Annotated in this window: 1 protein-coding gene (only partly in view); it reads right to left on the reverse strand. The window is 70.4% G+C overall.

All coding sequences use genetic code 11. The features are described from left to right. Positions 1-17,083: the 5' portion of an SDR family NAD(P)-dependent oxidoreductase gene (locus ACGF7Y_RS22810; protein ID WP_393236595.1), read on the reverse strand. Its footprint begins 4,622 nt before the window's first position; only the first 17,083 of its 21,705 coding nucleotides appear in the window; the start codon lies at positions 17,081-17,083; its stop codon lies off the left edge, out of view. Positions 17,084-17,119 lie beyond the last annotated feature (36 nt).

Genomic DNA, 17,119 nt, shown 5'->3' on the forward strand with positions numbered 1-17,119 from the left:
CCTGCACGTCGGGATTGGGCACCGTGAACCCGTTGACGCGACCGCCGTGATTGATCGCGGTGCCCTTGATGACGCCGTAGATGGTGTCACCGTCGGCTTCGGCGTCGGCCAGCGGCCGCAGCACCATCGCCCCGACGCCCTCACTGGCCACATACCCGTCGCCGCCCGCGCCGAAGGAGCGGCAGCGGCCGTCGGTGGAGGCGAACTGCCCTTGGCTGAGCGCGACGAACTTGTAGGGATGCAAGGACAGATTGACGCCGCCGACCACCGCCAGCCTGCATTCACCGGTGCGGATGCTCTGGCAGGCCAGGTGCAGCGCGGTGAGCGAGGACGAGCACGCGGTGTCCACCGCCATGCTCGGCCCTTGGAAGTCCAAGGCGTGCGAGACGCGGTTGGGAATGCTCCAGAATGTCGACCCGGGCAGCGTGCCGCGCCCGAGCCGCGACTCCTCGGCCCCGAACATCTGGTAGGTCCCCCACATGACGCCGACGAACACCCCGGCCTGCTCCGGGCGCAGGCCGCCACGGGCCAGGTCGGCGCGGGAATGCCCGGCGTCTTCCAATGCGGCCCAGGCTGTTTGCAGGAACAGCCGCTCTTGCGGGTCCAGGATTTCCGCCTCGCGCGGAGAGATGGCGAAGAACAGCGGATCGAAACAGTCGACGTCGTCGAGGAATCCGCCCCACTTGGTGTAGGAGGTGAACGGGTTGTGCCGGTCGGGAACGAAATAGCGGGTGTGGTCCCAGCGGTGCGGCGGGATCTCGGTGACGCAGTCGCGTCCCTCGACCAGCACCCGCCAATACGCGTCGAGTCCGTCGGCGCCCGGGTAGCGGCCGCTGACACCCACGATCGCGATGTCCCCTACCGCGCCGGTGTCGCGGCCGGCATCCGAAGCGGGGGCCGCGTCGACTGCGGTCGGTGTCGCGAACGAGTCGGCCGCGACGCGCTGATCGAGCGGCTGGTGTGTGAGCTGCCGGTCGTCCGCGAATGAGCGGCCGGCGGGAGCCGACGCACCGTTGGTTGCGGGCTCGTCGGTGCGTGCCGCGAATCCGATGTCGGCCGTCTGCGGTCGAGCGTCCCCGTTCGGTGTGATCGGAGCATCCGTGTTGTGCCTCGTAGGAGCGGGCGTCCGCGCCGCCGGTCGATCGGAGGAATCGCCATGGCTCTCGATCGACGGCGGCACGAACGGCTCGGCGGCGGATCCGAGCCGCACCAGCAGGCCGACCACTGCGCGCGGGGTGGGGTACTCGAACGCCAGCGTCGCGGGCAGGCGGTGACCGCTGCGGCGGGACAGTTCGTCGCGAATCTCGAGGGCCGCGACCGAATCGAGCCCGAGTTCGTGCAGCGGGCGATCGAGGTCGTCACCGGGCGCCAGTCCGAGGCAGCGCCGAACCAGGCCCTCCATCTCGGCGGTCGGATCGCTTGCGGCGGGGACGTTGTCGACATCCGCGACAGTGGGCGCGACCGAATCCCGCAGCACGTCCGGCACGTCGGCTCCGCTTGCCTCCGGCCGCGCGAGCGGCAGCACGGTGACCGCCGCCGGTAGTACCGAACCGAGGAGGTGGGCGAGCGTGTCGAAGGCCTGTTCAGGGCGCAGCATGCCGTAGCCACGCCGGGCCAGCCGCCGCACGGCACCGCTGCCGAGTCGCTCGACCATCCCGGTGTCCGCCCACGGACCCCACGCGATCGACAGCGCGGGCGAGCCCGCCGACCTACGCGACTCGGCCACACCGTCGAGGAAGGCGTTGGCGGCGGCGTAGCTGGACTGCCCGGGCAAACCGACCACCGCCGCGGCCGAGGAGAACAGCAGGAAGAAACGCAAAGAACGACCCGCGGTCAACTCGTGCAGGTGCCACGCGCCGAACGTCTTCGGCGCGAGAACCCGCCCGACGCGTGTCGCCGTCTGCTCGGCGACCACGCCGTCATCGAGCACCCCGGCCAGATGCACCACGCCCGCCAGTGGCGGCAGCTCGCGGTCGATCCAGTCCAGCGTGGCCGCCACGGCGTCATGATCGGCGACGTCGAGCGACCGCACCACGATCCGCGCCCCCCGCCCCCGCAACTCCGCGATGACCGACTCCGCTCGGGCATCGGGTGCCGACCGCCCCGCGAGCACCAGCTCCGGCCAACCCTGGTCGACGAACCAGCGAGCCAGCCGCAAGCCGACTCCGCCGAGACCACCGGTGATCAGCACCGTCCGCCCCGCCGCGGACGCCACCGCCGACTCGCCCGGCGCGACTTCCAACGGCACCAGCCGCGGCACACGCCGACGTCCCCGGCGCAGCGCGAGCTGGCGCGGCGCCTGCGGCGTGACGAGCGCGTCGACCACCGAGCGGATGTCGCCCAGCTGGTCGACATCGACAATGCGACAGCCGATTTCGCGGTGCTCGAGCTGCGCACTGCGGGCGAAGCCCCACAGCGCGGACTGCTCGGGAGCCACCTGATCGGTGGGATCGACCCGTTGACCGTGGCGGGTGAGCAGCCACACCGCGGGCTCTCCGGCCAGTGCCGCGGCCTGCACGAGATGCACAGCGCCCACCACCAGACGTTCCGCGGCGACCGGCGCCGGGGCATCGTCAGCGGAGAGGGCGACCGCCGAGACGATCCCGCGCAACGATGTTCGCCGGTCGCTCACCGCGCCGAGCAGCGCACGCACCGCCGCGGGGACGCTCAGGTCGACCTCGAATTCGTTTTCGGCACAGAACGCGAAACCATTTCCGGGCCGGGCCAGGACACACTCCGCGCCGCGCGCCCGCAAAGCGTCGGCGAGTCCCTCGGTGAAGTCTCCGGGCGCGCCGATGATCAGCCAGCGCCCGGCCGCCGAGGCGGGCAGCGCCGCGCCGGTCTCCAGCCAGGCGATGCGGTAGGCGTCCGTGACGGTCCGATCGTGCGGCACACCGGACGGCTGCCCGCCCGCGTTCGGCGTGGGTGTCGGCATCACGCGCAATCCGTTCGCGACCAGCACCGGGCGACCCTCCTCATCGAGCAGTCGAACATCGGCGACACACAGCTGTGGCGTCTGCTCGACGACGCGCACATGGCCGAATCGAACGGTGCCCGCCGCGACCGAGACGAGTGCCCGGTCGATCGCGAACGGCACCCACGTCTGCTCCTCGGCCCTCGGCGACATCGCCGCGTAGGTGGCTTGGAACGCCGCGTCCAGCAGAACCGGATGCACCATGCCCGCGCCGCTTTCGATGTCGGGATCCGACAACGTGACCAGGGCTTCGCCGCGGCCATAGCGCACGCCGGTGACACGGCGGAACGCCGGGCCGTAGGGCAGGCCCGCTCGGGCCAGCAGTTGGTAGAAGTTCGCTGCGGCGAGGTGTTCCGGACAGTCGCCGAGGATCTCCGCCAGGCTGGGACCGCCCGGAATCCGGCGCGTTCCGCTGTGGACGTGCGCGCGGGCGTGCGTGCCGGAACCTTCGGTCGACACCTGCACCGCCCACCCGTCGCCGGTCGGCTCGACGTTCACCCGCACCGGCTGCGGGCCGCTCAGCGTGAGACCGCGGGCGATGACGAGGTCCTCGATCGCGACGATGTCACCGGCGACGAGTTCACGCGCGGCATCGGCGATCGTCGCGACGAACCACGCTCCCGGCACGACGACAGCCCGATCGACGACGTGATCGGCCAGATAGCGCGGAGACTCCGGCCCGAGCACCAGATCGAAAGACGCCGCCCCGCGCGGATTCGGATACCCGGAACGGCCTGCCTGTCGAGCGGGAGTCGGCACCGGAGCGCTGGAGTACTCAGGGGCAGCGGGGTTCGGATCCGGAAGCGGCGCGTCGTCGGGTCGTGATGAGCGGCCCGCGAATCGCACCGGCGCGGTGTCTCGCTCCGCGAGTGCGCGTTCGGATCGCACCGCGAGATCCGGCCTCGGCCCCGAGTGATCCGGCGGCGTCGACACGGCTGCCTCGGGTCGAGAGTCGATCCAATAACGTTGCCGCTGGAACGGATACGTCGGGGCGAGCACACGCCGCCGATCGCGCGGCCGGTGCACCTGCTCCCAGTCCACCGGCACGCCCGCCACATACAGCTGCCCGAGCGCCGTCATCATCGTCTCGCGGTCACCGCGTCCGCGTCGCAGCGACGCGGCGAACCGTGCCGAGCCGCCCAGCGCTCGCTCGCCGAGCGCGGACAACGTCGGCTGCGGACCGATTTCCAGGAAGTCGCCGATGCCCAGCTCCGCCATGGCCCGTATGCCCTGGGCGAACCGCACCGGCTGACGCGCATGCCGCGCCCAGTACTCCGGCGTGAGATCCCCCGCGCGCAGCGGCGCACCGGTGAGGTTCGAGACCAGCGGGATCGCGGGGTCGGTCATCGTCGCGCCTGCGGCCGCCGCGGCGAGGTCGTCGAGGATCGGATCCATGGCCGCGGAGTGGAAGGCATGCGAGACGGCGAGCTCGGCGGTCCGGATACCGCCCGCCGAGAACTCCTCCCGCAGCAGATCGAGCGCGGCTCGTGGTCCGGCGACCACCACCTGTGCCGGTCCGTTGTAGCCGGCGATCGACACCGCGGGTTCATGCCGTGCCACCAGCGGGGAGACCTGCTCGGCCGGAGCGTCGACGGCCACCATCCCACCGCCATCAGGCAGGCGCTGCATCAGCCGCCCCCGCGCGGCGACCAGGCGCAGGGCGTCCTCCATGGTCATCGCGCCCGCCGCGCAGGCGGCGACGTACTCCCCGACGCTGTGCCCGAGCACCGCCGCCGGAGTGATCCCCCATGCCCGCCACAGTTCCCACAGCGCCCACTCGACGGCGAACAACACCGGTTGGGTGAACATCGTGCTACGCAGCAACTCTGGCCCGTGATCTCCGTATACGGCTTCGACAAGCCCGATTCCGTCCGCGATCGGTCCCAGCACCGTGTCGCAGCGCCGCAGGGCGTCGCGGAAGACCGGCTCGGAATCGAACAACTCACGTGCCATGCCGGGGTACTGCGATCCCTGCCCGGTGAACAGCAGCGCCACTTTCGCGCGCGCTGTTCGCTCCACCCGGCCGCGGATCAGGTTGGACCGGTTCCGCAGCTCTCGCGCCGCGGCGTCGCCGGTCTCGGCGACCACCGCGAGCCGCTCTTCGAAATGGGTGCGGCCGGTCGCGGCGGTATAGGCCAGATCCGCGAATAACGCGCCCGTCGAGTCGATTGCGTCGGCCCAACGCCGGGCGCTGTCGGTGAGGGCTGTTTCGTCGCGCGCGGACAGCACGAGTACCTCGGGGGCCGGCGATTCCGGTCGCGGCGCCTGCGCCGGGTCGCCCTGCGCCAGAACGACGTGCGCGTTGGTGCCGCTCATCCCGAAGGAGCTGATCCCGATCGCCGGTTCGTGGCCGGTGCGCGGCCAGTCCCGCGCTTCGCGCACGACTTCCAGCGGCAGTGCGGCCCAGTCGATCAGCGGATTGGGTGTGTGGAAGTGCAGGCTCGGCGGTATCCGGTGGTGCTGCAACATCAGCACCGCTTTGATGACCCCCGCGACACCGGCCGCCGCCTCGGCGTGGCCGATATTGGTCTTGACCGACCCGATGAGCAGCGGCTGCGTGCGGCCCGCCCCATACACCTCGGCCAGCGCGGTGGCCTCGATCGGATCACCGAGCGGGGTGCCGGTGCCATGTGTCTCGACATAGTCCACCGCGCCCGGCCGCACGCCCGCCCTCTCCAGAGCGTCGGTGATGACGCGTTGCTGGGCCGGGCCGTTGGGTGCGGTGAGACCGTTGGATCGGCCGTCGTGATTCACCGCGACGCCACGCACCACGGCCAGCACCCGATCGCCGTTGCGGCGGGCCTGCGACAGCCGGGTCAGCACCAGCACGCCACAACCGTCGGCGCGGACGTAGCCGTTGGCGTCGGCGTCGAACGCGCGCGACCGTCCGTCGGGCGAGAGCGAGGCCAGACGGCAGAAGCCGATGGTGGTCTCCGGTGCAAGTTGGAGGTTGACTCCACCTACCAGCGCCAGATCGCAACGGCCCGCGCGCAATCCGTCCGAGGCGGCTTGCAGCGCCACCAGCGACGAGGAGCACGCCGTATCGAGTGTCATCGCCGGGCCTTGCAGTCCGAGGACGTAGGCCAAGCGCCCGGCCGCCACGCTCGGCGCCGAACCGATCACCGAGTAGGCGCCGATCGCGGTCGGCTGGGCGGCACGCGTCGGTGTTGCCGGATACTCGCTGAAACACAGTCCGACGAATACGCCGGTGCGGCTGCCCGCCAGCGTGCCGGGTGCGCGGCCCGAGCGCTCCAGCGCCTCCCAGCTGGTCTCGAGCAGCAGGCGTTGCTGCGGGTCCATCGCGCGCGCCTCCGCCGCACCGATACCGAAGAACGCGGGATCGAATTCGTCGGCGCCGTCGACGAAACCGCCCCAGCGGGTGTACATCGTGCCCAGGGCCGCCTGGTCGGGGTCGTAGTAGGCGTCGACGTCCCAGCGCTGCGGCGGCACCTCGGTGATCGCGTCACGTCCATGCCACAGCAGGTCCCAGAAGTCTTCCGGTGTGCGCACTCCGCCGGGGAAACGGCAGCTCATGCCGACGATGACGATCGGGTCGTCGGTGGGCTGGTCGCTTCTGGGCTCCCGTTCGGCCGAAATGTTCCCCTCCACCGGCTGTTCTCGCGGCCGTGGCACCGGAGGTCGGTGCGTGGAGGTGACCGCGGAGTGTGTCGTGGGCGTGGCCAGAGGTTGCGGCGTGGGCGCGACCGGAGAGTGTGTCGTGGGCGTGACCGGAGGTTGCGGCGTGGGCGCGACCGGAGAGTGTGTCGTGGGCGTGACCGGAGGTTGCGGCGTGGACGGAACCGCAGAGTGCGCCGTGGGCGTGACCGGAGGCACGTAATCGGCGGTTTCGTGCTCGCCTCCAGGGGAAGCGAGCGCACCCTTTCGGTGCAGGAACCGCGCGATGTCACGCACGGTCGGGTAGTCGAAGACGAGCCCGGCCGGCAACGGCATCCCCACCTCGGTGGCGAGCGCGGCGCGCAACTCCATCCCCGTGAGGGAGTCGACCCCGGTGTCGTGCAATGGCACATCCGGATCGAGTTCTCCAGCCCTGTCCAGTACGCGCGTCGCGACGCGCTGCACCAGCGCCTCCAGGGAGGCGATGTCGTTCGACGCCTCCGGCGGCTCCGATCGCCGAGTGGTCTCCGGTCGGGTTCGCAGCGGCGCTGTCATCGCGGCGTGCGGCGCCCGGTGCGCGTACCACCGTTCCGGCGCGAATTCGAAGACGCCCGGAGCAGTGCTGTCGTGCCGAAGGAGATGCTCGAGCGCCGCGACCGCATCGTCTTGATACAGCGGCGGCAGACCGCGCCGCACGAGCCGCGCGGTGACATCGGAGCGATCGGCGGCCATACCCACATCCGCGAACGGTCCCCACCCGACGCTCAGGGCGGGCAGTCCCTCGGCCCGCCGCCGCCAGGCCAGCGCGTCCAAGGCCGCGTTGGCCGCGGCGTAGTTCGCCTGACCCGGGGTGCCGAGCAGGCCCGCCACCGAGGAGTAGGTGACGAAAAGTTCCAATCGCTGGTCTCGGGTGAGCTCGTCGAGGTGACGCGCCGCGTGATACTTGGGCCCGAGCACGGTCTCGAACCTCGACCAGGTCTGCTCGGTCACCACACCGTCATCGAGCACTCCCGCGCAGTGGATCACGCCGCGCAGCGGTGGGAACTCGGACTCCGCGATGCCGCGCAACAGTGCCGCGACCGCCGCACGCTCGCTGACATCCGCCTGCCGCGCCGTCACACCGACTCCGACGGCGCGCAGCGATTCCAGCAGCCGCTCCCCGGCCGCGTCCGGTGCGCGTCTGCCGACCAGCACCAGGTGCCGGGCGCCACGGTCGGCCAGCCACCGTGCGGCCGCCGCGCCGAGGCCGCCGAACCCTCCGGTCACCAGGTAGGTGCCATCGGGCAACCGGTCCCCGCGCGCGGCGGGGCCATCCCTGCCGAGCAGGACGACGCGACCCGGATGATTTCGTTGCGACATGGCGCGAAACGCCTCGGCGGCACGGTCGATACCGTGCACCGCGTGCGGCAGCGCAGTCAGTGCACGCTGGTCGAACAGGTCCATCACGCCGCGCAGAATCGCGCCGAGCCGCCGCGGGCCGACAGCGGCCGGATCGAACGGCCGATGGTCGGCATCGTCGCGCGGGTGGACCGTGCCGGTCTGCACCGAATCGATGACCTCGACGAATCGACCTCCCGCGCACAGGATCTCGTGGGCGTGCGCGGCGAAGCCGTCCCCCAAGTTGTCGACGACGACATCCACTCCGCGCCCCGCGGTCGCCGCCCGAACGCGTTCACCCACCTCGTCGCGGCGCCAGGTTTCGATCCGCGTGACCGGCAGACCCGCGCTCTCAGCCCAGCGACACAGCGCGGCGGTCGCGAGCACCTGCGCGCCGACGTGCGCGGCCAGCTGGACCGCGGCCATGCCGATGCCGTCGGCGGAGGCGTTGACGAGTACACGGTCCCCCGCGCGCAGCTCGCCGAGGTCGAACAGCGCATGCCAGGCCGCGGTGAAGGAGTACGGCACGGTCGCGCCTTCGGCGAAGGAGAGGTGATCCGGCAGCCGGGCCACCATGCCCTCATTCACCGTCACGTGACGAGCGAAACCGTCAGTCGCCAAGGCGACAACACGGTCACCTATCGCGAGTCCCTCGACGCCGGCGCCGACCGCCGTGATCCGGCCCGCGCATTCCGAACCCAACGGCAGCACACCTTCTGGATGTATGCCCGAGGCCACCCACAGGTCGTGAGGGTTGAGACCGGTCGCGGCGACAGCGATTTCGACCTCACCGGACGTCGGTGCGCGCCGCGTTGCGGACGTCAGCCGCATCCGGTCGAAGTCGCCGGAGCGGTCCGCGACCAACCGGTAGTCGTCGGCGGGCGCGAGGCCGTCGGCGAGACGTGCGGTCAGCCAACGGCCGTCCCGAATCGCGAACTCTCCGGTGCGACCGCCGAGCAAGCCGTCGACGATCGGTGCGCTGTCGACGGACGATCCGGCGGACAGATCCAGCAAGCGACACCCGAACTCGGGGTGCTCGGTGGCCAGTGTGCGTCCGAAGCCCCACAACAGTGCCTGATCGGGATCCGGCCGGTCGGCCGGTGCCACACGCTGGGCGTTCAGCGTCAGCAACCACAGCGCGGCAGGACGGTGCGCCAGCGAATCCAGCGCGCGGGTCAACCGCAAAACGGCTTCGATACGAGTCTGCGCGGACGCCGACGTCCACGCGAACACGACACCATGGAACGGGCGCGTGGTCGCCGACGAAACGGTGTCGGTCGCGTGCTCGTCCTCCGGGCGAACAACCACGGTTTCGATGCCGCGCGCGCCCAGTCCGGCGGCGACGGCAGCACCGACCGGCCCGTCACCGAAGATCAACCAGCGACCTGCCGGCTGCTCTCTCGCCGATTCTCCACTTTCGACGGGAACCCATTCGAGGTGGTGCAGCAGACGTCCGAGCCTGGACGAGTCGGCTGCGACGGCTTTCGATACGGCATCGGGTTTCGCGCTGAGCAGGCTCACCCCGCGCAATGCGGCGAGCGGTCGCCCGGACGTCGAGTGCAGCGTGGCGTCACCGACGATGACGCGCGCACTGTGTTCGGTCACCCGCACCCGGCATCGGACGATCGATTCTCCGAGCGCCGGACCGCCGAAGAATCGGGCACGACCGATCTCGGAGGGCAAAAACATCCCTTCGCCTGCGTTGGCGGTCACCACGATGCTGTGCAGGCAGGCATCGAGCACGATCGGGTCGAGCACGGGTGTGCCGCTATCCGGCACGCGGAACACGGCCTCGGACTCGGTGTCGCTGATCCGCCGGAAGTCGAGGGCGCGGCGGTAGTCGGGGCCCAACTCGAGGCCCAGCCCAGCCACGGTGTCGTAGTAGGCGGGCCAGACCCGCGCGTCCGAATCACTCGTCACACCATCGTGCGATTCGACCGAATCATCGGCCGCGGCCATGAGAGTCGCTGTCGCAAAGCTGATCCGAGCATCGCCGGGGCCGACGAAGCGCACGTCGTAGCCGTCCTTGCCGGGTTCGAGCACGACCCGCACCACCGCTTCGGCGGTGACCTCCAGCGGCTTGATCAATCGCAGCCCGGCGACCTCCCACTTCCCGGGCAACCGAGCGGCGATGTCGTTCAAATGAACGCACAACCACGCCGCGGGTACCGTCGGCACGCCACGCAGCCGGTGCCCGTCGAACATCTCCGGTGCCAGCCGCAGAGTGTGCGACGAGCCGGTGTCCTCCGAGCGCGGCTCGAACTCCAGCCAGTGCCGTTTCCGCTGGAACGGATACGTCGGCAGGTCGACACGGCGCCACCGGCGATCGGAATACACTGTCGCCCAGTCGATCTCGTCCCCTGCGGCATACCGGCGACCCAGCTCGACCGAACCACTCGTCACCTCGACGACCGACCCGCTCGCGGTCACTCCCGAGGCGACATCCTCGAGTGCGGCGCGCAACTGCGCGGCGGTATCGAAGCCGATCGCGACGCGCTCACCGAAATGTGTACGGCCGACGGCAGCGGACGCGCACACATCCAGCAATGCCGTCTCCGGACGGGCGACCAGCAAATCGCGGTAGCGAGCCGCCAGCGCACGCAGGGCCGCGGCGCTCTTCGCCGACAGCGCCAGCAGGTAGGGACCGGAAACGGCCACCGCACCGGGTTCGGAGACCTGAGGCGCTTCTTCGATCACCACGTGCGCGTTCGTCCCGCTGATCCCGAACGCGCTCACCCCCGCCCGGCGCGGTCGCCGCGAACGCCGCCACGGTCGCTCCTCGGCGACAACGCGGACCGCGATCGAATCCCAATCGATGTGTGGATTGCCCGAACGGAAGTGCAGTGAGGCGGGAATGCGCTCGTGCCGCATCGACTCGATCACCTTGATGATGTTGGCGATGCCTGCCGCCGCCTGGGTGTGGCCGAGATTCGACTTCACCGACCCGATCCACAGCGGCGCGGCTTCGGTGCGGTCTTCGCCCAGCACCGAGGCGAGGGCGTGCACCTCGATCGGGTCACCGAGCGCGGTGCCGGTGCCGTGCGCTTCGATGTACTCGATGTCGCCCGCTTCGACCGCCGCGTCCGCCAGCGCCGCACGGATGACTCGTTCCTGCGCCGGACCATTCGGCGCGCTCAATCCCTGACTACGACCGTCGGAATTGACCGCCGAGCCGCGCACCAGCCCCAGCACCCGATCGCCGTCGCGTTGGGCGTCCGCCAGCCGCTTGAGCACGAGCACTCCCGCCCCGTCACTCCAGACCACCCCGTCGGCACGCGCGTCGAAGGTCTTGCACCGGCCGTCGGCGGCCAGGCCGCGCGCCCGCGCGAAGTAGATGTCGAGCGAGGGCGTGAGCACCACCGTCGCACCGCCGGCCAACGCCAGATCGCATTCGCCGCTGCGCAGACTGCGCACCGCCGCATGCACCGTCACCAGCGACGAGGAGCACGCGGTGTCGATGGTGAGGCTCGGACCGTTCACGCCGAGGAAGTACGACAGCCGCCCGGAGGCGACGCTGGACAGATTGCCGGTGCCGAACCACGCGTCAGGCGCGACACCGGCCCGCGCCATCCGTTCGGCATAGTCATTGGACATCAGACCGACGAAGACGCCGGTCCGGCTGCCTTCCAGACGGCTCGCGGGATATCCGGCATGTTCCAGGGCCTCCCAGGACGTTTCGAGCAGCAACCGCTGCTGCGGGTCGAGCATCCGCGCCTCGCCGACGGAGATGTCGAAGAATCCCGCGTCGAAATCCTCGACACCGTCGACGAAGCCGCCCCAACGCGTGTAGGTCTTGCCCTCGGCGTCCGGGTCCGGATCGAAGACGGCGTTCACATCCCAGCGCTGCGCGGGCACCTCGGTCACCGCGTCGGTTTCGGTAGTGAGCAAGTGCCACAGGTCGGCAGGGTTGCGCACGCCACCGGGATAGCGGCAGCCCATGCCGATGATCGCGATGGCGTCGGCGTAATCGTCCGCGGCAGCGCCTGTTTCGCCCGATGTGAGCTGCGCCACGTTCGGTGTACTAGGTGTAACCGGGAGTTCAGGTGGGTACACCGGGGGCGTGAGCTGCTCGGAGGTGCGCGTGGTCGGTCGCTGTGCGGCTTGCTCTGGACCCGTGCGACCGGGCGCTGACTTCGCATCGAGCCGGGCGATCTCCTCGGACACCGCGGCGACGGTCGGATGATCGAACAGCAGGGTCGCCGGAAGTCGCACTCCCAGATCAGCGGAGAGCGCGTTGCGCAGCTCGACGGCCATCATCGAATCCAGCCCGAGTTCCCGCAGGGGCGTGCGATCGGAAACGGCTGTCGTGCGGCCGAGCGCCGTCATGGCGTGGGTGCGCACCAGATCGAGCAGTTCCGCCGGCTCACGTGTGATTCGAACATCCTGCGAGTCGCCCTGTTTTATCGCCTCTTGCTCCGCCGGAACGACCGTGACGGAGGGGAATACCGCGACGACTCCCTCGGCCGACAGCAGCGAGCGCAGCGCTCGAACACCGTCCTCGGCGGCCAGTTCGGCGACGCCGTGGCGTGCCCACGCTCGGCGGGCCGTGTCGCTCAGTCCCGCGGCCATGCCGGTACCCGTCCACGGGCCCCACGCGATGCTTACCGCGGGCAGCCCTTGCGCCGCACGCAGGCGGGCGAGGCCATCGAGATACGCGTTCGCCGCGGCGTAGTTGCCCTGCCCGGCCGTGCCCACCACGGCGCTGACCGACGAGAACAGCACGAACAGATCCAGCGACCTGTCCGCGGTCAGCTCGTGCAGGTGCCAAGCGCCGACGACTTTTCCCGCGAACACCCGATCGATGTGGCTCGGGGTCTGCTCGATCAGCAGGGCGTCGTCCAGAACACCCGCGCAATGCACCACCCCGGCCAGCCTCGGAAGCTCGCGACCGAAGCGAGCGAGCAGCCGGGACAACGCCTCCCGGTCTTCTACATCGACCACCGCGGTCTCGACATCCGCCCCCGAAGCGGCGATCCGCGCCATCTCCTGCTCGTCTTCCGGGCCAGGGGCGCTGCGACCGGCGAGCACGACCATGCCCGCACCGGCCTCCGCCAGGATGCGCGCGGCGGTCGACCCCAGCGCTCCGCGACCGCCCGTGACCAGATACGCCCCGCCACGGTCCAGCCGAGGCATTGCCCCGAGTTCATCGGAGGGCTGCATCCGCATCGTGTAGCGGTGGCGTCCGCGCAAAGCGACTTCGAAGTCCGCCGCATCGGAACAGATTTCGCTCACCAGGCGGTGGTCGTCGCAGCGCGCGCCGACGGGCAGATCGATCAGACGGCAGCGCAACTCGGGAAGCTCGGTGCGCACCACCGCCCCCAGTCCCCACAGGGTTGCGGCGGCCGGGCGCACGGGTTCGCCGGACAGTGCTCCGGTTGCCCCGACGGTCACCAGGTACAGCGGTGCGTCGGTGACTGCCCGAGCCATCCGTTGCACAGCATTCAGAGCGAATCGCGTTTCCACACGCGCCGCTTCGGCACTGTCGTCCGCTTCGGCATCGGACAGATAGATCACTGCCCGCTCGTCGCCGGGCCACCGTGCCGGATCGGTCGTGCGCTCCACTGTCACCGCATCGGTGCCCGCGGCACGCAAGGCTGCGGCGAGCCGCTCGGCCTGTGGCCCGACGCCGATCACCAACACGGCGGCAGGGCCCCGTCCGCTCGGCAACCCCACGGCGGGTTCCCAGAGGGGGCGGTGAGTGAGGCCGGACATGCGATCCCGATCCTGCGACTGCCCGGCAGTGCCGGACTCGGCGAACCATACGTCTTCGATATCGCAGACCACCGCGCCGGCGGTATCGAAAACAGTGATACGAACCGTGCGGTCGGTGCGCTCGGCCAGCGCCCACGCAGTGGCACCCGCGTTCACGCTGGACAAACGCAAACGGCCGATACCAATCGGCAGCCGAGCCGTGTCGCTGTCCCTGGACACCAACGCGAGACCGGTCTGCACCGCGGCATCCAGCAGACAGGGCAGCCAGGCGTCTGGTTCGTCGGCCAGTTCGGCCGGGCGTTTCAATTCGGCCAGCACGCTGCCCTCGCCCAGCTGCAACCGCGAAAGCCAGCGGAAGCGTGGACCGAACGTCAATTCGGCGTCCGCGCAGCGACGATAGAAGTCTCCGACATCCCATTCGGTGGTCAGCGCGAGCCGCGCCGCGGACAGTTCGCCGGGGTCGCGCGCCTCACCCGCGGCGGCGCGAACCGCTGCGGATACCGCGGTGACACTGCCGTTGTCGACGTGAAACCGCACTTCGGTGCGGTCTCCCGCGACGGACACGTGCGGCTCGGCCAGTTCCTCCAGCGGCACCGGCCGCGCGGCGACGAAATCGATCAGCTCGTCGTCGGGTCCTCCGGCCGCACGCAACGCGCGCAGCGCGAGTTCCGCCGCGGGCACCACCGCCCGGTCCCGAAACCGGTGCTCGGCAAGGTATCCGGTGCGCGGCGCGGTGCCGGCGATCGGCACGGTGACCCGCTCTCGCTCGAAAGGATAGGTGGGCAGACCGTTGCGCCGCCGCGCGTCCGGGGGCACCACCGAGGTCCACTCGATCTCCGCGCCGGCGCAGTACAGCGCGCCGAGACCGGTCAGCAGCACCTCATCGTCGGTGGCGGTCCGGCGCATACTCGGCAGCCACGAGGCATCAGGATCGGCGTGCCGTCCGAATTCCAGCAGCACCGGATGCGGTCCCACCTCGAGGTAGGCGTCCACGCCCAACTCGGCGGCCGCGCGCACGCCCTCGGCGAAACGGACGGTGCCGCGAGCATGCGCACGCCAGTACGCGGCATCCACGGGGCCTTCGAGCCGCGCGCCGGTGACGTTCGACACCAGCGGAATCGCCGCCACGCGCGGGGCGGGCACCAACTCGGCGACCCGGACCTCGAAGTCCGCCAGCATCGAATCCAACAGAGGCGAGTGGAACGCCGTCGTGCCGGGCAACCGCACCGTGCGGATCGACCGTTGATCGGCGGCTCGCATCACCTGCTCCACCGCGTCCACCGCTCCGGAGACGACGAACTGTCCGGGGCTGTTGACCGCGGCCACCGACACACTCGCCGCGAGTTCCTCCCACAGCGTTCCGAATTCCTCGGGTGCGGCGAAGACCGCCGCCATCGCCCCGCGCTGGGGCACCGCTTGCATCATCCGGCCGCGTTCGGCGGCCAGTCGCAACCCGGTGTCGAGATCGAGCACCCCCGCGACCGTCGCCGCGACCAGTTCACCGAGGCTGTGTCCCAGCACGACATCGGGTCGAATGCCGAACGCCGCCCACAGTTCGGTGCACGCCCACTCGATCGCGAACAGAGCCGGTTGCGCGTACTCGGTGCGGGACAGCGACTCCTCGTTCGCCTCGGACAGCAGCGACCGCAGACGGATTCCGCCCGGAAGCGGTCCGAGCAACTCGTCACAGCGGTCGAGCGCCGCGCGGAAAGCCGGATATCTGCGGTCGAGTGCCGCACCCATCCCCGCATACTGTGCGCCTTGTCCGGTGAACAGCATCGCGATCCGCGGCTTGCCCGGGATCGAGTCCGTCGATCGAGGTGAAGGTTCCGCGAGCCGGTGCGCCGCCTCCTCGGCCGTTCGCGCCACGACCGCGCGACGATGCACGAAATGCGTGCGGCCCAGCGCGGCGGTGGCGGCGGCATCGGCGAGCGGCACCTCCGGCCGCTCCAACTGCTCGGCATAGCGGCGAGACAGGATGTCGAGCGCGGACGGGGTGCGTGCCGAAACAGCGAGCAGCGCCGGTCCTTCCGGGTCCGCACGCGGCTGCGGTGCGGGCGCCTGCTCCAGCACCACATGCGCGTTGGTGCCCGCGAAACCGAACGAGCTCACGCCCGCCAGCCTCGTCCGCTCCGCGCGCGGCCAGATGACATCGCGGGTCGGCAGCGCCAGCGCCGTGCCGTCGAGCGTGATCTTGGGGTTCATCGTGGCGAAATCGTGCTGACGCGGAACGCGTTCGTGCTCGAGTTGCAGCACCACCTTGATCAGCCCGGCGACACCCGCGGCCGCCTCGAGGTGACCGATCTGCGACTTCACCGACCCCAGCAGGCACACCGACCCGTCCGCCCGCGGCGCACCGAGAACCTGGGACAGCGCCTGGATCTCGATCGGATCGCCCAGCGGCGTGCCGGTGCCGTGCGTCTCCACGTAACCGATCTCGTCGGCGGCGCATCCGGCGTCGGTCAGCGCGTCGCGCAGCAGTTCGCGCTGGGCCATCGGGTTCGGCGCGGTCAACCCCATGGAACGACCGTCGTGGTTCACACTCGAGCCGCGGATGAGCGCCCTGATCGCGTCGCCGTCGGCGATCGCCCGCGAAAGCGTCTTCAGGACAATGATTCCCGCGCCCTCGCCGCGCACATACCCGTTGGCGCGAGCGTCGAAAGGACGACAATGCCCGTCCGGTGAAAGCGCACCCATGCGGGCCAGCGCCTCCGAGGTGAGTTCGGATTGCAGCAGATTGACCCCGCCCGCCAACGCGACGTCGCACTCCCCCGCCCGCAGGCTGCGACATGCCTGATGCACCGCCACCAGCGATGACGAACACGCCGTGTCGATCGCCACGGCGGGACCGCGCAACCCCAGCACATAGGACACCCGCCCGGCGACGATGCTCGACATCGTCCCGGTGAGCGTGTGCGCGTCCACCGAACTCACCCAATCCGGTGTGATCGTGCGCTGATACTCCTGCCAGCTGACGCCCAGGAAGACCCCGGTGCGGGCCGCCGCCGGGGTGTCCGGTGCCAGCGCCGCGTCTTCCATTGCCTCCCAGGCGACTTCGAGCGCCAGCCGCTGCTGCGGATCCATCGACGCCGCTTCGCGCGGCGCGATGCCGAGGAACTCGGCATCGATGGCATCGATGGGACCGGCCAGCAGGCCCGCCCGCCGCCGCGCTCGCCGAGGAGCGGAATCCGCCACTGCCCAACGGCTTTGCGGTGCCTCGACGATCGCGTCGCGGCCCGAGGACAGCAGTTCCCAGTACTGCCGCGGCGTTTCCGCACCACCGGGAAACCGGCAGCCGATACCCACGATGGCGATCGGCTCGCGCTGCGGCCGCGCCTCCAACTCCTGTATCCGGCGGAGCGCCCGCGTCAGCAAGACCCGTAGGTCATACCCATCATCCGACATCTGCGCTGCCACCCACATCTTGCAAAGTTGTGACGT

This window comes from Nocardia sp. NPDC047654 (genome assembly GCF_043205035.1).
Taxonomy (GTDB): Bacteria; Actinomycetota; Actinomycetes; order Mycobacteriales; family Mycobacteriaceae; genus Nocardia.